The sequence below is a fragment of the Tsukamurella ocularis genome, assembly GCF_024807615.1.
Lineage (GTDB): Bacteria > Actinomycetota > Actinomycetes > Mycobacteriales > Mycobacteriaceae > Tsukamurella > Tsukamurella ocularis.
Map to the genome: position 1 here is coordinate 641,299 of NZ_JANUCJ010000001.1, position 24,812 is coordinate 666,110.

Annotated in this window: 29 protein-coding genes; 9 read left to right on the forward strand and 20 right to left on the reverse strand. The window is 70.4% G+C overall.

Annotated features, from left to right (window positions below; all coding sequences use genetic code 11):
* Positions 1-32: 32 nt before the first annotated feature.
* The 4 genes from HNP44_RS03200 to nth are packed head-to-tail and all read right to left on the reverse strand — an operon-like array spanning position 33 to position 3,395.
* Positions 33-1,232, reverse strand: coding sequence for a MarP family serine protease (locus HNP44_RS03200; RefSeq protein WP_259141489.1), 1,200 nt, complete (start codon positions 1,230-1,232; stop codon positions 33-35).
* Positions 1,229-1,939: an NUDIX hydrolase gene (locus HNP44_RS03205; RefSeq protein ID WP_259141488.1), complete on the reverse strand. Its 711-nt coding sequence runs from the start codon at positions 1,937-1,939 to the stop codon at positions 1,229-1,231. The genes HNP44_RS03200 and HNP44_RS03205 overlap by 4 nt, the downstream gene beginning before the upstream one ends.
* Positions 1,936-2,628 carry a TlpA family protein disulfide reductase gene (locus HNP44_RS03210; RefSeq protein WP_259141487.1) on the reverse strand — a complete coding sequence of 231 codons (693 nt, stop codon included), beginning with the start codon at positions 2,626-2,628 and terminating at the stop codon, positions 1,936-1,938. The genes HNP44_RS03205 and HNP44_RS03210 overlap by 4 nt, the downstream gene beginning before the upstream one ends.
* Complete coding sequence (gene nth, locus HNP44_RS03215) at positions 2,625-3,395, reverse strand: endonuclease III (protein ID WP_259141486.1); 771 nt, start codon at positions 3,393-3,395, stop codon at positions 2,625-2,627. The genes HNP44_RS03210 and nth overlap by 4 nt, the downstream gene beginning before the upstream one ends.
* A gap of 75 nt (positions 3,396-3,470) precedes the next feature.
* On the opposite strand from nth, the gene HNP44_RS03220 reads away from it, so the two are divergent.
* Together HNP44_RS03220 and HNP44_RS03225 are read left to right on the forward strand one after the other, a co-directional pair.
* A complete protein-coding gene (locus tag HNP44_RS03220) occupies positions 3,471-3,686 on the forward strand; it encodes a hypothetical protein (protein ID WP_259141485.1) in 216 nt (71 codons plus the stop codon).
* A gap of 195 nt (positions 3,687-3,881) precedes the next feature.
* Complete coding sequence (locus HNP44_RS03225) at positions 3,882-4,556, forward strand: Crp/Fnr family transcriptional regulator (RefSeq protein ID WP_068523121.1); 675 nt, start codon at positions 3,882-3,884, stop codon at positions 4,554-4,556.
* Positions 4,557-4,615: 59 nt separating this feature from the next.
* On the opposite strand, the gene HNP44_RS03230 is transcribed toward HNP44_RS03225, so the two are convergent.
* The 3 genes from HNP44_RS03230 to HNP44_RS03240 are packed head-to-tail and all read right to left on the reverse strand — an operon-like array spanning position 4,616 to position 6,077.
* Positions 4,616-5,455: an MBL fold metallo-hydrolase gene (locus HNP44_RS03230; RefSeq protein WP_259141484.1), complete on the reverse strand. Its 840-nt coding sequence runs from the start codon at positions 5,453-5,455 to the stop codon at positions 4,616-4,618.
* On the reverse strand, positions 5,452-5,916 hold the full coding sequence (locus HNP44_RS03235; RefSeq protein ID WP_259141483.1) for a RidA family protein: 465 nt from the start codon (positions 5,914-5,916) through the stop codon (positions 5,452-5,454). The genes HNP44_RS03230 and HNP44_RS03235 overlap by 4 nt, the downstream gene beginning before the upstream one ends.
* Positions 5,913-6,077: a DUF4177 domain-containing protein gene (locus HNP44_RS03240; protein WP_259141482.1), complete on the reverse strand. Its 165-nt coding sequence runs from the start codon at positions 6,075-6,077 to the stop codon at positions 5,913-5,915. Before HNP44_RS03240 ends, HNP44_RS03235 begins: the two co-directional genes overlap by 4 nt.
* Positions 6,078-6,216: 139 nt before the next feature.
* On the opposite strand from HNP44_RS03240, the gene HNP44_RS03245 reads away from it, so the two are divergent.
* Both HNP44_RS03245 and HNP44_RS03250 read left to right on the forward strand, forming a co-directional pair.
* Positions 6,217-7,257 carry an ArsA family ATPase gene (locus tag HNP44_RS03245; protein ID WP_374758724.1) on the forward strand — a complete coding sequence of 347 codons (1,041 nt, stop codon included), beginning with the start codon at positions 6,217-6,219 and terminating at the stop codon, positions 7,255-7,257.
* The gene (locus HNP44_RS03250; protein ID WP_259141481.1) at positions 7,254-8,354 is read left to right on the forward strand and encodes an ArsA family ATPase; all 1,101 of its coding nucleotides are present in this window, start codon (positions 7,254-7,256) and stop codon (positions 8,352-8,354) included. Before HNP44_RS03245 ends, HNP44_RS03250 begins: the two co-directional genes overlap by 4 nt.
* A gap of 105 nt (positions 8,355-8,459) precedes the next feature.
* Here HNP44_RS03250 and HNP44_RS03255 read toward each other — a convergent pair whose 3' ends face one another.
* Positions 8,460-8,774 carry a WhiB family transcriptional regulator gene (locus tag HNP44_RS03255; protein ID WP_224650628.1) on the reverse strand — a complete coding sequence of 105 codons (315 nt, stop codon included), beginning with the start codon at positions 8,772-8,774 and terminating at the stop codon, positions 8,460-8,462.
* Between the two features lie 244 nt (positions 8,775-9,018).
* Between HNP44_RS03255 and HNP44_RS03260 the strand changes: the two genes are divergently transcribed.
* Positions 9,019-11,544, forward strand: a complete 2,526-nt coding sequence (locus tag HNP44_RS03260; protein WP_259141480.1) for a penicillin-binding protein — start codon at positions 9,019-9,021, stop codon at positions 11,542-11,544.
* Positions 11,545-11,689: 145 nt separating this feature from the next.
* On the opposite strand, the gene HNP44_RS03265 is transcribed toward HNP44_RS03260, so the two are convergent.
* Positions 11,690-13,339, reverse strand: coding sequence for an acyl-CoA dehydrogenase family protein (locus HNP44_RS03265; RefSeq protein WP_259141479.1), 1,650 nt, complete (start codon positions 13,337-13,339; stop codon positions 11,690-11,692).
* 557 nt (positions 13,340-13,896) lie between these two features.
* On the opposite strand from HNP44_RS03265, the gene HNP44_RS03270 reads away from it, so the two are divergent.
* Entirely contained in the window at positions 13,897-14,616 is a 720-nt protein-coding gene (locus tag HNP44_RS03270) for a PaaX family transcriptional regulator (protein ID WP_259141478.1), read from the forward strand.
* Here HNP44_RS03270 and HNP44_RS03275 read toward each other — a convergent pair whose 3' ends face one another.
* From HNP44_RS03275 to HNP44_RS03285, 3 genes are all read right to left on the reverse strand, one after another.
* Complete coding sequence (locus HNP44_RS03275) at positions 14,617-14,847, reverse strand: hypothetical protein (protein ID WP_224648277.1); 231 nt, start codon at positions 14,845-14,847, stop codon at positions 14,617-14,619.
* 185 nt (positions 14,848-15,032) lie between these two features.
* On the reverse strand, positions 15,033-15,800 hold the full coding sequence (locus tag HNP44_RS03280) for a crotonase/enoyl-CoA hydratase family protein (RefSeq protein WP_259141477.1): 768 nt from the start codon (positions 15,798-15,800) through the stop codon (positions 15,033-15,035).
* Positions 15,797-16,588, reverse strand: coding sequence for a thioesterase family protein (locus tag HNP44_RS03285; protein ID WP_259141476.1), 792 nt, complete (start codon positions 16,586-16,588; stop codon positions 15,797-15,799). Before HNP44_RS03285 ends, HNP44_RS03280 begins: the two co-directional genes overlap by 4 nt.
* Positions 16,589-16,678: 90 nt before the next feature.
* Between HNP44_RS03285 and HNP44_RS03290 the strand changes: the two genes are divergently transcribed.
* Entirely contained in the window at positions 16,679-17,287 is a 609-nt protein-coding gene (locus tag HNP44_RS03290; RefSeq protein ID WP_259141475.1) for a class I SAM-dependent methyltransferase, read from the forward strand.
* 36 nt (positions 17,288-17,323) lie between these two features.
* Here the strand turns inward: HNP44_RS03290 and HNP44_RS03295 are convergent, their stop codons facing one another.
* Positions 17,324-18,202 (reverse strand): dihydrodipicolinate synthase family protein, encoded by an 879-nt coding sequence (locus tag HNP44_RS03295; RefSeq protein ID WP_259141474.1) that lies wholly within the window; start codon positions 18,200-18,202, stop codon positions 17,324-17,326.
* A gap of 24 nt (positions 18,203-18,226) precedes the next feature.
* Positions 18,227-19,006 (reverse strand): aldolase, encoded by a 780-nt coding sequence (locus HNP44_RS03300; RefSeq protein ID WP_259141473.1) that lies wholly within the window; start codon positions 19,004-19,006, stop codon positions 18,227-18,229.
* A 143-nt stretch (positions 19,007-19,149) separates the two neighbouring features.
* On the opposite strand from HNP44_RS03300, the gene HNP44_RS03305 reads away from it, so the two are divergent.
* Together HNP44_RS03305 and HNP44_RS03310 are read left to right on the forward strand one after the other, a co-directional pair.
* Positions 19,150-19,719 (forward strand): helix-turn-helix domain-containing protein, encoded by a 570-nt coding sequence (locus tag HNP44_RS03305; protein ID WP_259141472.1) that lies wholly within the window; start codon positions 19,150-19,152, stop codon positions 19,717-19,719.
* A complete protein-coding gene (locus tag HNP44_RS03310; RefSeq protein ID WP_259141471.1) occupies positions 19,716-20,150 on the forward strand; it encodes a hypothetical protein in 435 nt (144 codons plus the stop codon). Before HNP44_RS03305 ends, HNP44_RS03310 begins: the two co-directional genes overlap by 4 nt.
* Positions 20,151-20,171: 21 nt before the next feature.
* On the opposite strand, the gene HNP44_RS03315 is transcribed toward HNP44_RS03310, so the two are convergent.
* The 6 genes from HNP44_RS03315 to HNP44_RS03340 form a co-directional block, all read right to left on the reverse strand.
* Positions 20,172-21,545: an MFS transporter gene (locus tag HNP44_RS03315; protein WP_259141470.1), complete on the reverse strand. Its 1,374-nt coding sequence runs from the start codon at positions 21,543-21,545 to the stop codon at positions 20,172-20,174.
* 39 nt (positions 21,546-21,584) lie between these two features.
* Positions 21,585-22,421, reverse strand: coding sequence for a hypothetical protein (locus HNP44_RS03320; RefSeq protein WP_259141469.1), 837 nt, complete (start codon positions 22,419-22,421; stop codon positions 21,585-21,587).
* 158 nt (positions 22,422-22,579) lie between these two features.
* Positions 22,580-22,810: a hypothetical protein gene (locus HNP44_RS03325; RefSeq protein WP_259141468.1), complete on the reverse strand. Its 231-nt coding sequence runs from the start codon at positions 22,808-22,810 to the stop codon at positions 22,580-22,582.
* 149 nt (positions 22,811-22,959) lie between these two features.
* Positions 22,960-23,097, reverse strand: a complete 138-nt coding sequence (locus HNP44_RS03330; RefSeq protein ID WP_259141467.1) for a hypothetical protein — start codon at positions 23,095-23,097, stop codon at positions 22,960-22,962.
* A gap of 153 nt (positions 23,098-23,250) precedes the next feature.
* Positions 23,251-23,766: a S1 family peptidase gene (locus HNP44_RS03335; RefSeq protein WP_259141466.1), complete on the reverse strand. Its 516-nt coding sequence runs from the start codon at positions 23,764-23,766 to the stop codon at positions 23,251-23,253.
* A 370-nt stretch (positions 23,767-24,136) separates the two neighbouring features.
* Positions 24,137-24,793 carry a DUF805 domain-containing protein gene (locus tag HNP44_RS03340; protein WP_259141465.1) on the reverse strand — a complete coding sequence of 219 codons (657 nt, stop codon included), beginning with the start codon at positions 24,791-24,793 and terminating at the stop codon, positions 24,137-24,139.
* Positions 24,794-24,812: the final 19 nt, after the last annotated feature.

A 24,812-nucleotide genomic window follows, 5' to 3' on the forward strand; every position in this document is an offset into this window, starting at 1 on the left:
ACGGTGCCGCCGGCAGGGCGGCGCGACGCGGCCTACCGGTTGACGCAGGCCCCCGTCGAGACGCCTGCGGTGGCGGTGGCGCCCGATTGCAGCGCCGGCTCGACCTGCTTGGCGGTGAGGGCGAAGGCGGTGTCGGCGTCGTCGACGGCCACGCCGAAGATCACTCCCACCACGTTGCCCTCGCGGTCGAAGACAGGGCCGCCCGAGTTGCCGGGCCGCACCTGGCCGCGGAGCAGGTAGACGTCGCGGCGGACCTGCGCGTCGCGGTAGATGTTGCGGCCTTCGAGGGTCTGCTGGCTGCGCACCCGCGACGACGACAGCGTCAGCGGCCCACCGCCGGGGTAGCCGAGCACGAAGCCGGGATCGCCGGGCTTGGCGCCGTTGAAGACGATCCGCAGCGGCTTCGCCTGCAGGCCCGGCACGTTCAGCACCGCGACGTCGGTCTGCGCGTCGAAGTAGACGACCTGCGCGCTGTACTTCTTGGTTCCGTCGACGGTGACCTGCACGCTGCGGGTGCCCGCGACCACGTGCGCGTTGGTGACCACCCTGCCCGGCGCCGCCACGAATCCCGAGCCCTCGAGGGCGCGGCTGCACGACGGCGCCTGGCCGTCGACGCGCACCACGGACGGACGGACGCGCTGCACCACCGGGTCGGTGAAGTCGACGCGGTCGGGCGTCTCGACGCTGACGACCGGGGTGTTCACGAACGGGCCGAGCGCCTGCGGTAAACCGGAATCGTCGATGATCGCGGAGAACTTCTGCGGTAGGCCGTCAGCACCGACCACCTTCGAGAAGTCGTTGACGGCGCCGAGCACCACCGAGCCGTTGACGGAGCGGGAGACCTGCGGCGCGGCCGCCGAGGTGAGCGGGATCGCCACCAGCCAGGCCGCGACGAGCAGCGCGCCGACCTGTACGACGGCGCCGACGCCGGAGTCCACGGTCCGCAGCCCGGTGCTGCGGATCGAGCTGCGCACCGCGCGCCCCAGCACCATGCCGGACAGCTCGCCGATGATCACCAGGCCGGCCAGCAGGCCCACGCCGAGGAGGACCCGGCCCTTGGCGTCGTCGACCGAGTCGAGGACGTGCGGGGCGAGCAGGACGCCGGCGGCGGCGCCGAGCACCACGCCGATGAAGGCGAGCACGGACGCGGCGGCACCTTGCCGGTAGCCGGAGATCGCAGCCAGGATCATGAGGACGACGACGATCACGTCGACCCAGGTCGAACCGGTCATCGAGCGCTCTCCTGCCAGGTCTGGGCGCGGGCGGCCGCGGCGCGCACCTCGTCGGTGAGCGGCCGCACGTCCTCGGTGTCCCAGGGCTGCTCCCAGCCCGCGGCGCCGATCAGCGCGTTCACGAGGCCGCCGGTGAAGCCCCACACCAGCATCGGGCCGGCCGCGAAGGCCGGGCCGCGGTAGAAGGACTTGCGCACCATGAACCTGTGCGCAGGGTCGATGAGCTCGGCCAGCGGTACCCGCCGCACCAGCGCCGTCTCGCCGGGGTCGACCGCGCGGACCTCGGGCGGGCTCGCCGCGTATCCGATGACGGGGACCACGCGGAAGCCCGAGACGGGCACCTCGATCGGGTCCAGTTCGGCGACGATCTCGACCGAATCGGGGTCGAGGCCCGTCTCCTCCCACGCCTCGCGCAGCGCGACGGCCACGTCGTCGGCGTCCTCGGGGTCGCGGGCGCCGCCGGGGAAGGCGACCTGCCCCGCGTGCTGCCGCATCGCGGAGGCGCGCTGGGTGAGCAACACCGTCGCGTCCCCGGGCGGCGTGGCGCCGGAAGCGCTCGGGTCACCGTCGAACAGGATGAGCACGGATGCGCGACGCGGGTTCCGCACGCGCTGCAGGGCGGCGACGGCGCCGCCGCGCTGCTCGATCTCGCCCGCGATCCCGCCGAGATTCCCGAGCAGCGGGTCCAGCCACCGCGGCGCGCTCACAGGGTCACCCCGAGCTCGGTCCGCAACAGGGCGGACACCTCGTCGACGGATGTGAAGGGTTGGGCGTGCACACCGGCCACAGTGCCATCGGAACGCAACAGAACGGTCACGGGGTAGGCCCGCGGCGCGCCGAGGGCCGTCGCGACGACGCCCTGCGGATCCTGCACGGTGGGCAACGCGACCTTGAGCTCGGCCAGCAGGTCCAGGCCCGCGACCGCGTTGGGGTCGGCGTGCACGCCGAGCACCGTCAGCCGGTCGCCGGCACGCGCCGCGACGTCGGCGAGCACGGGCAGCTCGACGCGGCACGGCCCGCACCACCAGGCCCAGACGTTGAGCAGGACCGGCTTGTTGCCCGGAACCGCCAGATCGACGGGGGCACCGTCGCCGAGGCAGGTGAGGTTCCTTCCGTTGAGTGCGGTCGCACCGATGCCCGCGGGACAGGGCGGCAGGGCCGCCCGGGTCCGCGCGTCCGCCAGCTGGCCGGGACTCGCACTGGTCGACGGTGCTGCCGCCGGCGTGGTCGGGGCCGCGGCACCGTCGTTCCCGCGTGGCCAGATGGCCACAGCCAGGGCGACGGCGACGATCCCGCAGACGATGAGCCAGCGCACGCCTGCGGGGATGCGGCTCCGCTCGCCCGGCAGCAGGGGCGCGGGCTCACGCCCGGCGTCGGGCTTCTCAGGCTCGGTCACCGGGCGGCCTCCGGCTGGACGCGCCGGCGCCGCGGCGGGGGCGGCGCGATCTCGAGCAGGTGGTCGCGCTCCGGCCCCTTGACGAGGTCGGCGGCCTCGGCGGGGTCGATCGGCCCGGTCCCGAACGAGGGACAGTCCTTGGCGAGCACGCAGACGCCGCACGCGGGCTTGCGGGCGTGGCAGACGCGGCGGCCGTGGAAGATCACGCGGTGGCTCAGCAGGGTCCATTCCTTGCGTGGGATCAGCTCGCCGGCGGCGTGCTCGATCTTCACCGGGTCGTTCTCCTCCGTCCACTCCCAGCGGTGCACGAGCCGTGAGAAGTGCGTGTCGACGGTGATGCCGGGGACGTCGAAGGCGTTGCCGAGGATCACGTTGGCGGTCTTACGACCGAAGCCGGGCAACGTCACCAGCTCCTTCATGGTGCGCGGAACCTCGCCGTCGAAGCGGTCAACGAGGGCCTGGCCGAGCCCCATGATCGACGTGGCCTTGTTGCGGTAGAAGCCCGTCGAGCGGATGTACTCCTCCAGCTCCGCTCGGTTCGCGCCGGCGTAGTCGGCGGCCGTCCGGTAGCGCGCGAACAGAGCCGGTGTGACTTGATTCACGCGCACGTCGGTGCACTGTGCGGACAGGATCGTGGCCACCGACAGCTCGAGCGGATCGGTGAAGTCGAGTTCGCAGTACACGTGGGGGAAAGCGGTGGCGAGTGTCCGATTCATCCGCCGGGCACGGCGCACCAGTCCGAGGTGGGTTTCCGGCTGCGGGGGCATGGGAACCGATTCTAACGACGGCGACGTGGCTCGTTCGTTGCCGTATCGAGACCTTGGCTGTGTTTACTGTCCGGCATGCAAGGATTGCTCGGGTTGCTGTTCCCGGTGGTACTGATGCTCTTCGCCCTGGCCATGGAGCGGATCGAGACGCGCGTGACGGCCGAGCCCGTCGCGCCTGCCGCCACCAGCGACGACGAGGCCCCCGACGTCGAGACGCTGGCGCGGATCGGCCTTCCCAAGGCCGTGGACAGCCTCGACCTCGACGGTGGAGCGGAGCGCCGCGCCAGCTGACCCGGAGGCGTACTGGGAGGGCCCGAGCGGCCCGAATGCGGAACGCCGGCGTGCCCTTCGATATGCGAACGGGTAACCTTTCCAGTAGCCGTCTGTGCGATTTCCCACATCCGCACGGAACGCTGCATAAACTCACACTTCAGGTCGCGGCGATGTCCGCCTGCGACGGTCGTCGATCAAGGAACGAGGTACCCCGTGGACGAGGTCCTGGCGCGGGCCGGCATTTTTCAGGGTGTCGAGCCGGGCGCGGTCGATGCGCTCACCAAGGATCTGCACGAGGTCGACTACCCCCGTGGGCACGTCATCTTCAACGAGGGCGAGCCCGGTGACCGGCTGTACATCATCCTGTCCGGCAAGGTGAAGTTGGGCCGTCGCTCCCCTGACGGCCGCGAGAACCTGCTGTCGGTGATGGGCCCGTCGGACATGTTCGGTGAGATGTCGATCTTCGACCCGGGCCCCCGCACGTCGAGCGCGACCTGCATCACCGAGGTCCGCGCGATGACGATGGACCGCGAGGCCCTGCGCGCGTGGATCCGGGACCGGCCCGAGATCGCGGAGCAGCTGCTGCGCGTGCTGGCCCGCCGCCTGCGCCGCACCAACAACAACCTGGCCGATCTCATCTTCACCGACGTCCCCGGCCGCGTCGCTAAGCAGCTGCTGCAGCTCGCGCAGCGCTTCGGCACGCACGAGAACGGCGCACTGCGGGTGACGCACGACCTCACGCAGGAGGAGATCGCGCAGCTCGTCGGCGCCTCCCGTGAGACCGTGAACAAGGCCCTGGCTGACTTCGCGCACCGCGGCTGGCTCCGCCTGGAGGGCAAGTCCGTGGTCATCACCGACTCCGAGCGTCTGGCACGCCGAGCCCGTTAGTCCTGTACGAGAAGAGCCTCCCCGAGACGACGATCGGGGAGGCTCTTCTCGTTCGACGGTCAGCCGTGCTCGGCGAGGTACTGCAGCTGGACCTTCACGGACATCTTCGCCGCGGGCCAGGCCTTCTTGTCGACGTCGCGGTAGACGTGTTTGACGACCTTCATCGGCTTGGCGTCGGCGGCGCTCACGCCCATCGCCGTGAGCCCGTCGCGGACCTGCTGCAGCCGGTCCTGACGGTGCGCGGCGTACGCGGCGACCACGGGCGCCGCGTCGGGCAGGTCGGGGCCGTGGCCGGGCAGCAGGACACGGCCGGCGGCCACCGTCGACAGCGTCTTCAACGAGCCGAGGTAGTCGGCGAGGGTGCCGTCGCTCGCGTCGAGCACCGTCGTGCCGCGGCCCAGGATGGTGTCGCCCGAGACCAGTGCGCCGGGCTCGCCCCCGGCACCGTCGACCAGGAAGCTCAGCGAGTCGGCCGTGTGCCCCGGGGTGTGGAGCACCGTGATCCGCAGGCCCGCGACCTCGATGACTTCGCCGCCGGTGAGCGGCGTCGCGGTGTTGATGCAGTACGTCGGGGAGAAGGCGCGGATGGGGCTGCGGGTGAGCTCCTCCCAGCGCTTGAGGCCGCCGGTGTGGTCGGCATGGCGGTGCGTCACCAGGGTCAGGGCGACCGTGCCTGCCGCCTTGGCGACCCGCTTCAGGTGCTTCTTGTCGCCCTTGGGCCCGGGGTCGACGACGACGGCCTCCTCGCGGCCCGGCGCGCGCAGGATCCAGGTGTTGGTGCCCTCGAGCGTCATCACCGACGGGTTGTCGCAGAGCAGCACCGCCGCGTAAGGGGTGACCTGCCGTAGCTTCCCCGGCAGCGGGTGGCCCGGGTGGGAATCTGCCGGGTGCTCGGTCATACCTGGACCGTGAGCTCGACCTCGACGGGGGCGCCGAGCGGAAGCTCCGCGACGCCGACGGCCGACCGGACGTGCACGCCCGCGTCGCCGAAGACCTCGCCGAGCAGCAGCGACGCGCCGTTGAGAACTTGCGCCTGGTTGGAGAACCCGGGCGCGGAGGCCACGTAGCCGGTGACCTTGACGATGCGCTTGACCGAGTCGATGCCCACGAGCGCATGGATCGCCGCGAGCGCGTTCAGCGCGCACTGCCGGGCCGCGAACTGCGCGTCCTCGAGGTGGACGATGCCCTCGCGGTTCTCGCTGACCTTGCCCTGCGCCACGAGCTCGCCGTCGCGCATCGGCAGCTGGCCGGAGGTGTAGACGAAGTCACCGACCTGCGTGGCCGGGACGTACGCGGCGAGCGGAGGCACCACGTCGGGCAGGACGATACCCAGTTCGGCGAGGCGCGCGGAGGCGGTCACGACGTGGCCCGCTTCATGTACGCGACGTGCTGCTCCCCGGTCGGGCCGGGGAGCACGGTGACGAGCTCCCAGCCGTCGGAGCCCCAGGTGTCGAGGATCTGCTTGGTGGCGTGGGTCAACAGCGGGATGGTGGCGTACTCCCAGGTGGTCTTCTCGCTCATGGCATCACCCTATCCACCGCGGGCGCGGCGCGACAGGCGCGATCCCGACGCCGCCGGAGAACGTGTTCTCGGTCGCATTGCCGGTGAAGGTTCACGTTAACGGCCCGGTCGTGTCCAGAGGTATGGATATGCTCCGAACGTGGTGGTGAGTGAGGCGGACTCCGGCGGGGTCGCGCAGGACGCGGGGACGACCTGGCCGGAAGGGCTGCGGGAGTCCCGGCTGCACTTCGTGTCCGGCAAGGGCGGCACCGGCAAATCGACGGTGGCCGCGGCGCTGGCCCTGGCCCTCGCCTCCGGCGGCAAGAAGGTCCTGCTCATCGAGGTGGAGGGTCGTGGCGGGATCGCCCCGACGTTCGAGGTGGGCGAGCTGCCCCCGACCGAGACTCGGATCGCGACGGCCGACGGCGGCGGGGAGATCCACGCGCTGTCCATGGATGTCGAGGCGACCTTCCTCGACTACCTCAAGACGAACTACGGCATGGGCCTCGCGGCTCGGGCGCTCAAATCGATCGGCGCCATCGAGTTCGCGACAACGCTCGCGCCGGGCCTCAAGGACATCCTCATCACCGGCAAGATCATGGAGTGCACCCAGCGCCGCGCGCGCGACGGCCGCTACACCTACGACGCGATCGTGGTGGACGCCCCTCCCACGGGCCGGATCGGGAAGTTCCTCGACGTCACGCGGGCGATGAAGGAGATCGCGAAAGCAGGGCCGATCGCCGGCCAGGCCGACCGCGTGGTGCGCCTGCTGCACTCGCCCGACACCGTCGTGCACCTGGTGACGCTGCTCGAGTCGCTGCCGATCCAGGAGACCGCGGAGGCCGTCAAGGAGCTGCACGCGCTGGACCTCAAGGTCGGCGCCGTGATCGTGAACCGCTCGCTGCCGCCGTTGCTCTCCGACGCGGAGCTCGACGCCGCCGCCGACGGGGCCGTGGACGGGCCGGCCGTGCGGGCCGCGCTCGACGGTGCCGGGCTGCCGCTCTCCGACGATGACCTGGCCGGCCTGCTCACCGAGACCATCCAGTTCGCGCGGACGGTGCGCGGGCAGGACGAGGCGCGTGCCGACCTGGACGCGATCGACGCTCCGGGCCGACTGGAGCTGCCGCTGCTCACCGGCGGCGTAGACCTGAACGGCGTCCGCGAACTGTCGGGCGACCTGGTCGAGGCGGGGGTCCGATGATCGACCTGAAGCTCGGGCCGCAGCTCCTGGATCCGGGCACGCGCGTGGTCGTGTGCTGCGGCAGCGGTGGCGTGGGCAAGACGACGACGGCCGCGGCGATGGCGCTGTGGGCGGCGGAGCACGGCCGCCGGGTCGTGGTCCTGACGATCGACCCTGCGCGCCGGCTGGCGCAGGCGCTGGGCGTCGCGGATCTGACGAATGAGCCGCAGGCCGTCGCCGTCCCGGGCGACGGGACGCTGCACGCCATGATGCTCGACATGAAGCGGACCTTCGACGAGATGGTCACCTCCAACGCCGATCCCGTTCGGGCGCAGGAGATCCTGGCGAACCCGTTTTACCAGACGGTGGCCTCGTCGTTCTCCGGCACGCAGGAGTACATGGCGATGGAGAAGCTGGGCCAGCTCACCGCCGACGACCGCTGGGACCTCGTGGTGGTCGACACCCCGCCGTCGCGCAACGCCCTCGACTTCCTGGACGCCCCGAAGCGCTTCGGCTCGATGCTGGACTCGCGCCTGATGGGCCTGATCGCGGGCCCCACCCGCGGCATCGGCCGGCTCGTCTCCGGCGGCATGGGCATCGCGTTGAAGCTCGTGTCCACGATCGTGGGTAGCCAGATGCTCTCGGACGCTTCGACGTTCGTCTCGCAGATGGATTCCCTGATCGGCGGCTTCCAGGAGCGCGCCAACCAGACCTATGCACTCCTTGCCCGCCCCAGCACCCGATTCGTGGTGGTCGCCTCGCCCGAGGAGGACACGCTGCGCGAGGCCACCTACTTCGTGGAGCGGCTCGCCGGCGAGTCGATGCCACTGGCCGGGCTGATCGTCAACCGCACCCATCCTGGCCTGGCGGCGATCGGCACGGAGCAGGCCCGGGAGGCCGCGAGCCGTCTCGGGTCCGACGGTGCCGCCCGCACGGCGGAGGGCCTGCTTCGGGTGCACGCCTGGCGCGCGGAGATCGCGGCGCGGGAAGTGCAGGTGCTCGGCACCTTCGTCGGTCGCTGCCCGACGGTGCCGGTGGTCGGGGTGCCCTCACTCCCGTTCGAGGTGGCGAACCTCGAGGCACTGCAGGCCGTCGCCGAGCAGATCGTCGGGCCTTGAGCCCGGTCTGCTCCCCACGACGAAATCTGTAGCTGGACAAACGAAAGGGCCCCGCACCGTCGAACGGTACGAGGCCCTGGTCTCTCCCGGACGGGAGCCGGGGAATCAGCCCGCGGCAACGCGCTTGCGGTCGCGCTGGGCTTCGAAGAAGGAACGCCAGCTGGTGACCTCGGGGTGCTGCCGCAGGAGGGCGCGGCGCTGACGCTCGGTCATGCCGCCCCAGACGCCGAACTCGACGCGGCTGTCGAGCGCATCGGCGCCGCACTCGAGCTGGACGGGGCAGTGACGACAAATGGTCGCGACCTTGCGCTGCGCGGCGCCGCGGACGAACAACTCGTCGGGATCGACCTCGCGACACTTGGCCTTGGAAACCCAAACCAGGCGATCCTCGTCGTCGACCAGAACGCGTGCACTTGTCATGTGACTCCCCTTTCCCGTGGTGCGGCCCGGACCGGCGACGGCCCATCCCGGAGGTGTGCAGGGGGCCAATCGAGGTGTTCGCCACATCGTCTGCAATAGTGTTACCTGAATCACACGACGGACACAAGTCGAGGGCCGAGGGAAATCGAACAGTGGTCCAAGAAATCCAGCACGCCCGTACCGATCACCTGGTCGGCGCGTCGGGACCGGGTTTCACAGCGGGTCGGCACGTATCCTGGTGACCGTGTCGAAACCCGGAGTGATCGCGAAGCTGGCCGGCTGCATCCTGCTGGCCGGACTGCTGGTCGCCGGCGTCCTGTTCCCCTACATCGGCGGGCTCGGCCTGATCTCGAACCGGGCCGCGGACACCGTCGACAACATCAGTTCCGAGCTGCTGGAGGGCCAGGTCCCGGAGGTCACGACGGTCACCGACGCCACGGGTGCGCCCATGGCCTACCTCTACGACCAGCGCCGCATACAGGTCCCGTTCGATCAGATCTCGCCCGACATGGTGCGCTCGATCATCTCGATCGAGGACAAGCGCTTCATGGAGCACGACGGCGTCGACTACCAGGGCACCGTGCGCGCCTTCCTCAAGAACCAGTCGGCCGGCGAGGTGCAGCAGGGCGCGTCCACCCTCGATCAGCAGTACATCAAGAACTACCAGCTGCTGGTCCTCGCGAAGTCGGACGCCGACCGGCGGGCGGCGGTCGCCACCACCCCGGCGCGCAAGCTCCGCGAGGTGCGCATGGCGCTCACCCTCGAGCGCACGCTCACCGAGCGTGCCAAGCAGGAGCACGGGGTCGACGACGCCCGGGCCAAAGTGATCGCCAAGGAGCAAATCCTGGCCCGATACCTCAACCTGGTCCCCTTCGGCAACGGCGCCTACGGCATCGAGGTGGCCGCGCAGACCTACTTCGGCAAGCGCGCCGCGCAGCTGAACATCCAGGAGTCGGCGATGCTCGCCGGGATGGTGCAGTCGAGCTCGTCGCTCAATCCGTACGCCAACGCGCAGGGCGTGATCGAGCGGCGCAACACGGTGCTCGACACCCTCGTCGCGAACTTCCCGGACAAGGCGGCGGAGTACGAGGCCGCGAAGCGGACGCCGCTCGGCGTGCTGCCGCGCCCCAACACCCTCCCTGGCGGCTGCATCTCCGCGGTCGCGAACCGCGGCTACTTCTGCGACTACGTGCTGCAGTACCTCTCGGAAGCGGGCATCCCGAAGGAGACGGTGATGCGCGGCGGGTACACGATCCGCACCACGCTGGACCCGCGGGTGCAGGACTCCGTGCAGGCCGCCCTCAACGCCACCGCCAGCCCGACGCTGTCGAACGTCGCGCAGGTCATGAACGTGATCAAGCCGGGCGAGAACTCGCACGACATCGTCGCGATGAACTCCTCGCGGGTCTACGGCCTGGACGTCGGCAAGCGGCAGACCGTCCAGCCCGAGCCCTTCGCCCAAGTCGGTGACGGTGCGGGCTCGACGTTCAAGATCTTCACCGTCGCGGCGGCGATGGAGAAGGGCATGGGCCTGGACACCAACGTGACGGTCCCGTCCACGGTGCAGGTCAAGGGCATGGGCCACGGTGGCTACGCCGGTTGTCCGTCGGACTCCTACTGCGTGAAGAACGCCGGCCCGTACCCGTACTCGATGTCGCTGACGCAGGCGCTCGCCACATCCCCGAACACCCCGTTCATCAAGCTGATCGAGCAGGTGGGCGTGACCCCGGTCGTCGACATGGCGGTCAAGCTCGGTCTGCGCTCGTACACCCAGCCCGGCAGCTCGGGCTTCGGCACCGACAGCCTCGCCGACATGTTCAAGAAGCAGAACCTCGCGTCGTTCACGCTCGGCCCGACCGCGGTCAACGCGCTGGAGCTGACCAACGTCTCAGCCACACTGGCCTCTGGCGGCGTCTGGTGCCCCGCGAATCCGATCCAGTCGATCACGCAGCCCAAGCGCAACAGCGACGGCATCCAGACCGTCGGGCCCGACGGTAAGCCGGAGACCACGCCGGTGCCCTTCAAGTCGGAGAAGTGCGAGCAGGTCATCGAGAAGGGCCTCGCGAACACCCTCGCCAACGCGCTCAGCGCGGACGATCGCGGCGCGGGCACCTCGGCCGCGGCGGCCTCGCGCGCCGGCTGGACGCTGCCGCTCTCGGGCAAGACCGGCACCACGGAGACCTTCCGTTCGTCGGCCTTCCTCGCGTACACGAACCAGTACGCCGGTGCCAGCTACGTCTACAACGATGGCAACTCCCCCGGGCCCATCTGCACCAGCCCGCTGCGTCCGTGCGGCGACGGCAACGTCTACGGCGGCAACGAGCCGGCGACGGCGTGGTACACCGCGCTCAAGCCGATCTCGACGATCTACGGCCCGGTCTCCCTGCCGCCCGTGGATCCGAAGTACAAGGACGGCTTCGGCCCGGGCAAGATCCCGAACGTCATCGGGCTCACGCAGGCGGCGGCGAAGTCCCGCGTCGAGGCAGCCGGCTTCAAGACAACGGTGGCATGGGTCAACAACTCCGCGGCGAACGGCACCGTCGTCTCGACGTCGCCGTCGGGATTCAGCCAGCCCGGCTCGACGATCACGCTGAACCTGTCGAACGGGATCGCGCCGGCACCGTCGAACCCGTCCGCGCCGGGCGTGCAGACGGGGCCGGGCGGCACCACGATCACGATCCCTGGCTTCGGCCAGTTCACCATCCCCGGCGCAGGCGGCCGGGGCGGCGGCCCGGTGGAGACGCCGGCGCCGGAGCCTCCAGGGAACTGACCGTCGTCACGCCGGCACAGTGTGGGCGCTTCGGGTGCGGATGCGCATCCGCACCCGTTTCGCCCGGTCGCACCCGGCGTGCGGGGTGCGCTGACGCATTTCGGGTGCGGATGTGCATCCGCACCCATTCTGCGACAATCGCGCGTCAGCCGATCTTGGGCGTCGCGCGATCGAGGATCGCCGCGGTGTCGACCCCCTGTGGGAGGGTGCCGAAGACATCGCCGCGATCGCCGGCAAGGCGGGTGCGGGTGTAGGCGTCCGCGACGGCCGGATGCCCGAAGCGCACGAGAAGCGAACCCTGCAGCGCGGCCGCCATGTCGCCGACGAGGCGGCGCGCACCGAACTGCAGCGCGACCTGGTCGGTGAGGTCCAGCGCGCCGAAGGAGCCTTTGAGCTTCGCGACGGCCTCGTCGTAGAACGAGTCGGCGCCCGCGGCGGCGTCGAGCTCGGCGAAGAAGGCAGCGACGGCCTGCGGCTCGCGGGCCATCGCGCGCAGCACGTCGAGGGCGGCGACGTTGCCGGAGCCCTCCCAGACCGAGAGCAGCGGTGCCTCGCGGTACAGCCGCGGCATCCGCGAGTCCTCGATGTAGCCGTTGCCGCCCAAGCACTCCAGAGCCTCGGCGGCGTGGATGGGGCCGCGCTTGCAGACGTGGTACTTGGTGACGGCGAGGGCGATCCGGCGCAGCAGGGACGCGTCCTCGTCGCCGGCGACGGACCGGTCGGTGAGGCCCGCGAGCCAGAGCCCGGCGGTGGTGGCGCCCTCGGCCTCGACGGCGAGGTCGGCGAGCACGTTGCGCATGAGCGGCTGGTCGATGAGGTCGGCGCCGAAGGCCGTGCGATGCGCGGCGTGGTGCGCGGCCTGCGCGAGCCCGGCGCGCATGCCGGTGGCGGTGCCGAGCACGCAGTCGAGGCGGGTCATGTTGACCATCTCAACGATGGTTCGAACACCGCGGCCCTCCTCGCCGACCAGCCAGCCGACGGTGTCGTCGTACTCGACCTCACTGCTGGCATTGGAGTGGTTGCCGAGCTTGTCCTTCAGCCGCTGCAGGGCGAAGACGTTGCGCGTCCCGTCGGGCAGCACGCGCGGGATGAAGAAGCAGGAGACGCCGGACTCGGTCTGCGCGAGCGTGAGGAACAGGTCCGACATGGGCGCGGAGGTGAACCACTTGTGGCCTGTGATCCGGTACGTCCCATCGGATTGCGGGATTGCGCGCGTGGTGTTGGCCCGGACGTCGGAGCCGCCCTGCTTCTCCGTCATCGACATGCCGGCGATGAGGCCGCGCTTGCTCAGGGGTGCCCGCAGGCCGAAGTCGTACTCGGTGGCGGTGAGCAGCGGCTCGTATTGCGCCGCGAGCCCGGCATTGGCGCGCAGCGCCGGCACCACGGCGTAGGTCATGGAGATCGGGCAGCCGTGCCCAGCGTCGACGTGACCCCACACGCTGAACTTGGCAGCGCGCACCAGGTGCGCGTTCGGGTCGGTGTCGGCCCACGGCGCGGCGTGCAGGCCGTGCTCGACGGCGACCTGCATGAGCCGGTGGTAGGCGGGGTCGTAGACCACCTCGTCGACGCGGTTGCCGTACCGGTCGTGAGTCTTCAGGACGGGCGGGTGCGCCTCGGCGAGATCGCCCCACTCGAGCGCCTCAGCCGTGCCGCCGAGCACACCGAGCGCGTGGATCGCATCGAGCTGCGCCGCGTCGACGTGGGCGCGTCGCAGCGCGTCGTCGATCATCGGGGTTTCGGCGGTGTTGAAGCCGAGCAGTGGTGGCACCTGGTTGGTCACTTCGTGGGTGGGCACGCCTGCTCCTTCGTTCGACGGTGCGCGGCCCCTCCGGGCCGTACCTCCTAGTGTTGCATATTCCGAACAGTCGCACCAGATTCGCAATAAGCTCGTGCGCGGCGGACCCACCCGACCGCCCGACGGGCCGCGAGGGAGCGCGGGGCCGCGCCCTTGCCTCTGGCGTTCACGCCACTCTCGGAATCTGTCCGATTCGGACACTGCGCCGTCTTCACGCCTGGAGCATTCGGACGAGCTGAGCGTTGCCCCGCGGGGAACGACGGAGACTGGGGCGACGGCACCCGGCAACCTGAACCGCGAAACCCACATGCGGAGCCAACCGATCGACTGCCGACGCTCGCTCATCGGGCGGCCCGAGGAGTCGGCCCGAGGAGCCGTCGCGCATGAGGCCGGGCGCAGCGCCGTCCCGCGCGGCGCCCCGTCCGAGCCGGACGGAATCCGAGAGTCACGACGACGCAGCACCCTCAGCCCCCATCCCACCGCAGCTCCGCGAGCGCGTCCCGTCGGGCACGCTGCTGACCCGGCGACCACGCCACCGCGGTGTAGCGTCGACGCCGATGTCCACGCCCCTCACCTCCACGGTCTCGGCACGCTCGGCCGTGCTGAGCCTGCTGTTGGGCGCGCACCCGCCGGAGCTGGAGGGTCGCGAGATAGTCGCCGCGATGCGGCTGTTCGGGGTCTCCGAATCCACGACGCGAGCGGCGATGTCTCGCATGGTGTCCGCCGGTGATCTGGTCCGCGACGGCGGGCTCTACGCGCTGTCGGACCGTCTCGCCCAGCGCCAGGCGCGCACGGACTCCCCCGCGACGCTGCCCTGGGACGGGACCTGGGAGACGGCGATCGTGACGACCAGCGGACGCAGCGCCTCCGACCGCGCCGAGCTGCGCACGGAGATGACCAGGCTGCGGCTCTCCGAACTACGCGAGGGCGTCTGGATGCGGCCCGCGAACCTGGACCGCACGTTCCCGGCGACAGTGCGGCAGGTGACCACGCGCTTCACCGCACGGCCGGACGACGACCCCGTCGACCTGGCGAGCACGCTGTGGGATCTACCGGAATGGTCCCGGCACGGGCATGCGCTGCTGGGAGCGATCGCCGACGTCGGCGACGACGGGCAGGCACGCTTCCTGACCATGGTCTCGGTGGTACGGCACCTCTACCGGGATCCGCTGCTCCCGCCGGAGCTGCGGCCGGCGGACTGGCCGGCGGACGAGCTCACCGCCGCCTACGCGGACTTCCGCGCGTGGCTGGCCGCGATGCGGATCGGCAGGGGCTGATCAGGCGAGCGAGTCGACCACCTTCGTGATGCGCGCCTGCAGTCGCCGCAGCTGCAGCCCCTGGTCGTCGAGGCGGCGGGCGATGGAGTTGACCGCGTCGCACGAGCCGGTCTCGTGCAGGCTGCGGGCATCGATCTGGAGGTCATCGCCGGTGCGGCCGATGGACGCGGCGATGGTCGTGAGCTGGGTGGTGAGATCGTCGAGTTCGCTGCGGACGCCGGCGAGCCCCATGGTGTTCCCTACTTTCCGCCGCAATCGGGTGTGCGGCAATGCGCCGCGGTGCGGCTCTCGACGACCCACCCGCTTGACCCTAGGTGGACCGTTCACCTGCACAGTAGGTGGCGGCTGTGACCGGTGTGACTAATTGCAGGTGACCGTCGCGTGTCCGTTACCCGACGATTCGGCTGTCGCACAGGTTATTCGTCGCGGAACGCGCCGTGCCGCCCCGCACCGTCGGAGAATCGGGTGGCGCCCGCGACGGCGCCGTCTGCGAGGGAGGCGAGCCCGTACCGGTACTCGATCGCGAGGGCCTCGGCCTCGGACTCCGCTTCCCCGTCGAGCATCGACAGGCGATCGTTGCGCAGGCAGGTCTGCGGGAATCCAGCGAGCTGCTGTCCGAGCTCGACGGCGGCCTCCAGGGCCGTTCCGGGTTCGACGGTGCGGTTGACCAGGCCGATCGCCTCGGCCTCGACCGCGTCGACGGGGCGCCCAGTGAGGATGAGGTCCATCGCGCGGCTCGCGCCGATGAGCCGGGGCAGTCGCACGGTGCCGCCGTCGATGAGGGGCACTCCCCAGCGGCGGCAGAAGACGCCGAGAACCGCGTCGGTGGCCGCGACCCGCAGGTCCGCCCAGATGGCGAGTTCGAGGCCGCCGGCCACGGCGTGCCCCTCGATCGCGGCGATGACCGGCTTACTCAGCCGCATCCGCGAGATGCCCATCGGCGCGTCCCCGTCAGGCTCCACGCGGTTCGGGGTACCGGCGGCGACGGCCTTGAGATCGGCTCCTGCGCAGAAGATCCCACCCCGCCCGTGCAACACGGCGACGGAGGCGTCCGGGTCGGTGTCGAAGGCGCGGAAGGCCTCGGCGAGGGCCTCGGCGGTGGCGCGGTCGACGGCGTTGCGCACGGCGGGGCGGTCGATCTCCACGACGGTGACCGGTCCGCGCCGGCTGACGACGACGCTCATGACGACGTGGGCCCGTGAACGGCGGAGCCGGTGGCGATCCCGGTGACCGTGCAGACACCGAACCGGCCCTCGCGGTCGAACATGCTGGCCGAGGAGATGCTGATGCCGTCGACGATGACGAACTGGTCCGCCTCCAGGCCGATCTCGTCGCCGCGGGGGGCGCGGGCGATGGCCATGGAGACGTCGCCATTGATGGTCTCGACGCCGCCGGTGCCCATGCCGGTCACCAGGTTGGTGCAGTCGGAGACCATCGCGGCGCGGGCGAAGGGCGTCGTCTCCTCGCCGTCGAGAACGCGCCACCCGCGGGTCCAGACGCGCTTGCGCTCGGCCGTAGCCCAGCGCTCCGGGGTGTCCGACGAGACGTACTCCCCGCTGCCGCCTGCCATCGCGAGCCGCGGGGCGCCGGGTGGAGGCGGGGCGGGCAGGTGCGGATCGGACCAGACGACACCGTCGGGCTGCGGGGCCCGGTGGTAGAAGGTGACAGCGGCCCGGACGACGGTCTTGTCGTTCTGGATGATCTCCGCTTCCGCGACGCGGATGCGACGGCCCGAGCGGACCAGGCGGGTGCGCACGTCGACGTGGCCCGAGCGGACCATGCGGAACATGTCGCAGTGCCAGCGGGTTCCGACGAGGCCCTCTCCGAACTCGGAGTCGAGGACCTGCGCGAGCAGGCCCGCGATCGCCGGCCCTGACAGGGTGCCGGGCGCCCAGCGGCCCTCCGCGGCGGGCAGCGAATCGAAGCCGCCGCCGCTGCGGGCGAACTGCGCGGATACCTTCGGGGTGGTCATTCCATTGGGTTTACCAGGCGCCGCCGCGAGCCCTGTACCCGCATCCATCGGAACGCCGCCGCGGACGTCGCCATGCGGTACTGATGGAGCATGGGCGATTCGTTCTTCGTGAAGATATGGCCGCGGCTGGTGCGCAACGAGCCGCCACTGCTGACCGAGCTGCGGCGACGCAACCTGGCCGGGCTGTCGGGCCGGGTCCTGGAGGTGGGCGCGGGCACCGGCACGAACTTCGCGCTTTACCCGCCGGAGGTCACGACGGTGGTCGCGCTGGAGCCCGAGGACGCCCTGCGCTCGGAGGCCGCGCAGGGCGCCGACACGCGCATCGAGGTGCGGCCCGAGCGGCTCGACGAGTACGTCGCCGCTACGCCCTTCGACGCCGTCGTCTTCAGCCTGGTCCTGTGCTCGCTGCCCGATCCGGAGGGCGCGGTCCGGCAGGTCCGCGGGTTCCTGCGGCCCGACGGCGAGCTCCGCTTCCTCGAGCACGTCGCCGCGCGCGGCGGGATGCTGGAGGGCCTGCAGAAGGCGGCCGACGCCACCGTCTGGCCGCGGCTGTTCGGGAACTGCCACGCGCATCGCGACGCCGTCGGGCTCATCAGCGGGGCCGGCTTCGCCGTAACGACGGTCGAAGACAGGATGCTGGCGCCCGCGTGGGTGCCGATCCCGACGTCGCCACTGGTCCTCGGCCGCGCGCACGCCTGAGGATCTGCGCAGTCGCGTCAGCGACGATCGCTGCCCTCACCCCCGCGCGGATTCGATCAATCGCACCAGCGTCGCGGCCTCGTCGCCGTCCAGTTCTAGGAGCGGCCGACGGGGCGTACCGGCTGGAATCCCCGTTCGAGCGAGCCCGGCCTTCACCGTCGTCGGCAGGCCGCGCGCCACGATGAACTGCAGGAGCGGCTCGATCCGAGCGAAAACCCCCTCGGCGGTGGAGATATCACCGTCCACGACTGCGGCGTGGAACGCCGCGATCTGCTCGGGGATCAGACACGGTGCAGCGGTACACCATCCCGCCGCGCCCGCCCGGAAGGCCTCGAGAGCGAGCGGGTTGCTGCCGTTGAAGAACGGGAGCGAACCACCACTGAGCTCGCGGAGGCGATGCATCCGCTCGACGTCTCCGGTCGATTCCTTGACCATCGTGATGTTCTCGACGTCGCGCACCAATTCCCAGAGCTGTTCCGGGGCGAGATCGATACCCGCCGTGGCGGGGTTGTTGTAGACCATGACGGGAATGCGCACGGCCCCGGCGATCGACTCGAAATGGCGCTGCACCTCGAGCTCGGTCAATCGCCAGTACGAGACCGGCAGCGCCATGATCGCATCCGCGCCGAGGGACTCCGCGATCCGTGCACGGCGGACCGCACCGTCAGTGGTCAGGTCCGAGACACCGACCACCGTCGGAGCGCGACCGGCGACGTGGCGAATGGTGCTCGCGGCCGTCTCGGTCCATTCAGTGAGGTCCAAGTAGGCCGCTTCGCCGGTACTCCCGAGCGGCGCGACGGCGGACGCGCCTCCGTCGAGCAGTCGGTCGATGATCGCGTGCAGCGCTGTGTGGTCGATGCGACCGCCCGCCGTGAACGGCGTGACGGGATAGGCGACGATGCCGTGGATGGTCATCAGATCTCTCCTCTGGTAGGTCGGTCAGACGGTGTCGGGGTGATTGCGCAGGGCGCGCCGGGCGTAGTACTGGAAGTTGGCCTCACTGCGGCGCGGGCTGAGCGTCCAGTCGTGGGCCTCCTGCGCGAGTCGCGGTGGCAGAGCCTTGATCTCGCCCGCGCTCATCGCGAGTAGCTGGAGCCGGGCGGCACGTTCGATCAAGTGCGCGAGGGAGCAGGCCTCCTCGATGGTCGCGCCGACCACGAGCTGTCCGTGGTGCGCCAGCAGGATCGCCCGCTTGTCACCGAGCGCGGCCGAGATGATCTCCCCCTCCTCGTTGCCCACCGGAACGCCCGGCCAATCGGGAAGGAATGCGCAGTCGTCGTACAGCGGCGCGATGTCCATTTGCGAGATCTGGAGGGGCACCTCCAGCATCGACAGCGCGGCGACGTGCAGCGGATGGGTGTGGATGATGCAGTTGACGTCCGGCCGGGCGCGGTAGATCCAACTGTGGAAACGGTTGGCGGGATTCGCCATCCCCTCTCCCTGTAGGACGGTGAGGTCCTCGTCCACCAGCAGGAGATTGCCGCTGGTGATCTCGTCGAAGCCGAGTCCCAGACGCTGGGTCCAGAACGTCGCTGCCGCCTCGCCCCGCGCCGAGATCTGGCCCGCCAGGCCGGCGTTGTGACCGTCGTCGAAGAGCGCCCGACAGGTGAGCGCGAGCTTCTCTCGGTCATTCCACTCGCGAACGGCGATCTCGGATCGCATCGCTGCGTGCGCGGTGTCCATCAGTTCCTGCTTGCCGAGCTTCATCGTTGACGCCATGGTCTATTCCGCCTCTCCGGTGGTGCATCGTTCGACGAAACCCACGATAGGACACTTGTGTCCTATCGTCAACTTGAGTCTTATGCAGCACGTGTTGCCGCGGCGTGTACCCTCCAAGGGGCCGTCGACCGAGAGGTACACCCATGTCTGCGATGCTCCGCGCGCACCGCCTGAGCGCCGGAATGACACTGGAAGCCCTCGCCGACCGGGTCGGCGTCACGAAGAGCTATCTGTCGAAGGTCGAGCGGGGAAAGAGCTCGCCGTCGATCGCGATCGCTCTGCGGATCGCCGAGACGCTCGGCGTGGACGCCGCCGATATCTTCGGCACCCCGGACGCGGAACAGCCGGGCACCGTCACCGTCGAACGCGCTGCGCAGCGGATCGACCCGGCGTCCGCCCCACTGCCGATCCACGACCCCATCGCGGCCGTCGTCCCGGGCAAGCAGATGCACCCGTTCGTCGTTTACCCGACTCAGATCGGCGGCAGTCCGGTGCACCACGAGGGGGACGAGCTGGTGTACGTCACCGCGGGCTCCATCAGACTCATCGTCGACGACGAGACCACGGTTCTGCACGTAGGCGATTCGGCCTACTTCGACGCCCGGCGCCCGCACCGCCTCACGGCCGAGCCCGGCACCCCCGCTACGGCCTTGGTCGTCACGACGATCGGCCACCACCACCCGCACTCGCACGACGGAACCGAGGACGCATGACGATCGACGCCGCCGCGCTGGGCCTCGACACCCGGCTGACGCTGCTCGCCTCCGGCCTGGTCTTCCTGTGGGCGCTGGCGCTCGGAGTGTGGAAGTACCACGGGATCATGACTTCCCCGGGGCACCACGCGCACATCTACGTGGACATCGCGCATCGCGCCGCGCTGCTCTACTCCTTCGCGATCGCGCTGGCTGCGGTCTTCGTGGAGCTCAGCGCGTGGCCGCAGTGGGTGGACTTGACGGCTGCCGCGATCCTGGTGTTCTTCTTCGTCGCGGCGATCGCCAGCTACTGCTGGCACGGTGCGCGCCGCGACACCGAGAACCAACTCGCCCCGCCCGGCCCCGGAGTGCGAGGCTTCATGGTGGCGCTCATCGTCGCCGAGATCGGAGCCTTCACGGTCCTGCTCACTGGATTCGTCGCGGCCTGGTGACCGCCGCCGGTGCAGCGGCGGTCAGGCGGCCTGCCCGCACGTGCACTGGCATTCGGTGAGCGTGCCGCCCGCCGCAGCTGCGTGCCGCCACGCCGAGCTGCCGGCCACCAGGGCGGGCTCGCGCTCCGGAGTACGGTCCTCCGCGGCCGACGGTGCCGCGCCGGCCGCGTCCCCGTCCGCGCCCACCGGCACGGCGAGTGTCGACGGCGTGCGGCGCCACAGTGCGGGCGCGAGGACCGCTCCGGCAGCGGCGATTCCGGCGAGAAGAGCCCAGGCCGGGACCAGCCCGAAGCGGTTCGCGCCCCAGCCCGAGATCGGGTAGGCGATGAGCCAGGCGAGGTGTGAGAGGGAGAACTGCGCGGCGAAGACGGCGGCCACGTCGCGGGGTGCCGCGGCGGCACGCAGGGCCTTTCCGGTGGGCGTGATCGCCATGGCGGAGCCGGAGCCGCTGGCGAACCACACCATTGCGGTCAGTGCCCACGACGGGGTGTCGGCGACCGCCATCGCGACGGCACCGGCGGCCGAGGTGGTGAGCAGCGCTGCGCCCGTGAGCATCACGGACCGCTCGGAGAACCGGTCCAACAGGCGCGGGACGGCCAGCGCCACGAGCAGGGTGCCGCCGCCGGAGGCGGCGAGCATCCAGGCGACCTGGGATTCGCTGCCGCCGAGGCGGTCGCGGACGTAGTTGACGGTGTTGACCACCACGATCGAGCCGGCCGCAGCCACCGCGAAGTTCACCGCGAAGACGCCGCGCAGGCTCGGGGCGCCGGCGAACAGCCGTACCCCGGACAGGATCCGCTCAGCGGGGCCGCCCGCGGGCGCCGAGCGCGCGTCGGGCACCGTCGCCCGGAGCACCAGGAAGGCGGAGACGACGAATCCGACTGCGGTGCCGAGGAACAGGACGTCGAAGTCGATGAGCAGGAGTGCGAGCGCGGCGACGACGGGGCTGACCAGGCTCTCCATCGTGTACGCGACCTGCGACGCGGACAGCGCCGTGGTGTAGTCGCGCTCGTCGGTGATGATGTCCGGAATTACGGCCTGGAAGGTCGGCGTGAACGCCGCCGACGCCGCCTGCAGGGTACCGATGAGCACGTAGATCTGCCAGACCTCGGTGACGAAGGGCAGCGCGAGGACGATGCCCGCGCGCACCACGTCGAGCGCCACCAGGAAGGCCCGCCGCGGGAGCCGGTCGACGTAGGCCGCGGCGATCGGAGCGATGACCACGTACAGCACCATCTTGATGGTGAGCGCGGTGCCGAGCACGACGGCGGCCGACGACCCGGCGATCTCGTACGCGAGAAGGCCCAGCGCGACGGTGGTCAAGCCGGTGCCCAGCAGGGCAACGACCTGCGCGCTGAACAGCAGCCGGAAGTCGCGGTTGGCGAAGGGACCCACGGTATCTCCTGAGTTCGATTCGGGCGTAGTGGAATCGGATCAGTGGTGGTGCGCAGCGTGATGACTGCTGTGCGGGCCGGCGTGCGTGACGGGCTCCGCACCGTCCGCGGGCTCCTCCGGAGCCTCGGTAGCGGCGGGCTCGCCCGCGACGAGCGTGAAGTCCGCGGTCCGGACGGTGCCGGCGTGCTGGAAGTCGAGGAACAGCCGGTACGTGCCCGCCGACGGAGCCGTGGCGTGGAACCGGATGTCGGGGCCCGCCGGAGTGGCGGGGTCCGAGGGGTCGCCCTCGGGGTGGACGTGCAGGAAGGCGAGGTCGCCGGCGCGCAGCGCGACGAGGTGGCCGTAGGCGGCGAGGTAGGGCTCGAGGTCGGTGACGGGAATGCCGCCGCGGGCGACCCGGGCGCGAAGCTCGGCGCCCTCGCCGGGCAGGAGCGCACCGTCGAGCGTGACGACGTAGTCGTCGACCGTCGAGACCGTGCGGCGCTCGAGCAGGTCGCGGGGCCGGTAGTCGCCGGGAACGGTGACGTCGGCGCCAAGAACGATGCCCACGCCGAGGGCCGTCGGGGCGATGTCGGCGAAGAAGCGCCACACGCCCGGCGTCAGGTCCAGCTCGACCGACCAGGTACCGGCCGCGTCCATGACGGGGTGCACGTGCTGAAAGCCGCTGGTGTCGCGCTGGACGGCGATGAAGTGCAGCCGCTTGTCGTGCTGCTCATCGAACGCGGTGACCGGCGCATCGTCGGGTCCGAGGATCGCGAACTCGACACGGATACGGCCGGCATCGTGGATCGTCAGCGACGGAGTGATGCGGTAGCCCCTCTCCGCGGTCTGCAGCCCCTGCGGAAACGGTGCGGTGGCGTGTGCGCTGTGGTCCATGACGTGCTCCTTCGGCGTGCGTGCGCGGCGGATCAACCGTCGTGCGGGTACCCCCTGAGGGTACTTGGATTTATACCCCCTGGGGGTATCTACGTCAACCGTCTTCACGACACGGACACACCGATGGGTTCGTCCGCCTGCGGCGGATTCGCGCGGCGTCAGTCGTTGGGCACCGCCGCGAGGCGCGGCTTGGAGTAGTACAGCGTCAAGCTCAGCCAGCTTCCGTCCTCGGTGATCTCGTCGTGCATCACGAGGTCCTCCACCTCGATGGTGCCCAACGCCTCGACGGTCTCAGCGAACCGACGCAGCAGCGCCGGCAGGTCGTCCTGGCCGGCGCCCCTCGGGTTCCCCTGCGAGATGGATCTCAGCAGCGTGCGGTCATCAGCCATACCGCGATGGTGCCACGGTCATCGCGCCTGATCGAGCCTGTTTCTACCCAGGTATCTTCGCCGAAGCCCGCACGAACGCGATGTGGCCGCCCCGGATCGCTCCGGGACGGCCACATCACAACTGCTGCTTGCTCTGAGCGCGTGTCCGACTAGTACTCCCCGAGCGTGACGGTCTCCGTCACGGTGAGCAGTTCCTGATCCTCCTGAGCAGGATCCGACGCCTGCTGCTGCACGGGCCCGCCGACCGCCAGGCGCAGGCCGCCGGCTCGCGCGAAGGCGTCGCGCACACTCCAATAGGTGCTCGTCTTCGGCGTTCCCGCCGGAGCGTTCTCGGACTCAACCGTCCGATGGCCGCCCTCTGTTCGAGCGCGGCCATCGAACTTCCTGCAGCTTCCCGGGAGCAACGCTTCGTGCGCGACCAGGCCGGTCGGTACTGTTTGTTAATTGACGACCGTGGTCGGCGCGGTGGGCATCACTGCGGGGTCCGACGTGAACACTGCGATCTCCTCGGCTGCGACCGCACGTCGCGGATCGACGCGACCTCCGCCCTTGTTGGTGGTCGCCAGCCGCAGTCCGCCGCCGGCGCGGGCCAGTACATCCCGCAAGCTCACATACAAGGTCGCCTGTCGGGTGGCCGGTACACGGTCGTCGGTCGCCTCGGTAGCGATCGCCACTGCTGCGCCATCGGACAGGCGCACCAACGGGCCGCCGCTGTCACCCGGGCGCGACCTGATGTCGGTCAGAATCCGGTTCGGTGTCACAGCGCGCACGACGCCGCAACGCCACCCCGAGCTGATCCCCTGCTGGCACACCCGATCTCCCACGCGGGCATCGCCAACCACGCTCTGCCGCACAGGCCCGCGCGTCGATACTGTCGGCACCGACGGCAGCAGGTCCACTACCGCCCAGTCCGGCGAGGTGAAGTCGTCCTCCGCCGGGTTCGACGACTGCGACACCACTCCTACCTGGCGTAGTGCACCCGCGCGTCCCGGCGTCGGAGCGCCCACCAGCTGTCCCCGACGACCACAATGCCCCGCCGTCACGGCAACCCGACGACCATCAGGCCGCTCCGCCACGAAGCCCACCGTGCACTCGCGCGTGCGAACGCGCCCGTCCGCACGTCGCTCCTGCACCACACCAATCTCCGAACCGGGCCCCACCACCGGCATCGCCACGCGTGCACCACCAGGAGAGGGCGCGGGAGCGGCAGACGCCGTACCCGGAACGGTAAGGCCGACAAGTGCAGCAGGGACTGCTACCGCCAGCACGGCGGAGCGAGAGAGGTGTCGCATCAGTTTTTCTCCAGTCATCGAATCGACAGTTGAGTCAAGAACGGCGATCGAATCGCGCGCCGAGCGGGTTCGTGTTCAGCACACCGAAGACGATCCAGGTGAAGTAGTTAACCAGCGGAACGAAGGAGAGTAGGTACAGCCAGCCGGAGAGGTTCGCATCGTGCAGGCGGCGCACCGACACTGCGATCCACGGCACCAGCAGCGCCAGGCCGACCACAACCATGATCAAACCGACGACGCCTGCGGCGGCGTCTCCGTCACCACCGGTCGCAGTGGCAATGATGCCTGCAATGAGCGCGACCACGATGACGAGCAGGAAGTTGACCAGGGCGGCCCACCAGTACTCGCTCTTGGACGCTCGCCCCGAGAAGTTCGTGTAGTTGCGGAAGAACCGGCTCACGCCCTGGCCGAACGTCGCACCGTAGAGCGGCAGCGTTAGGTCATCGGGGTCCTGGGCACCAGGGTTCGCTCCCGGACCGGGGAACCCGCCGTAGCCTCCCGCCGCGGGATACGCGGGCGGGTAGGGCTGACCCGCGAATGGATACTGCCCCTGCTGCGGTTGTCCGCCGCCGAACTGCTGCCCGGGCTCACCTTGGCCGCCGCACGGCGGTTGTCCATACGTCACTAGCATTCCCCCCTGAGGTGCGTAATCCTCCGTGCAAGCTGCGGCGAGACCGAGGTGGATGACCACGCCGTGAAGCCACATCCGC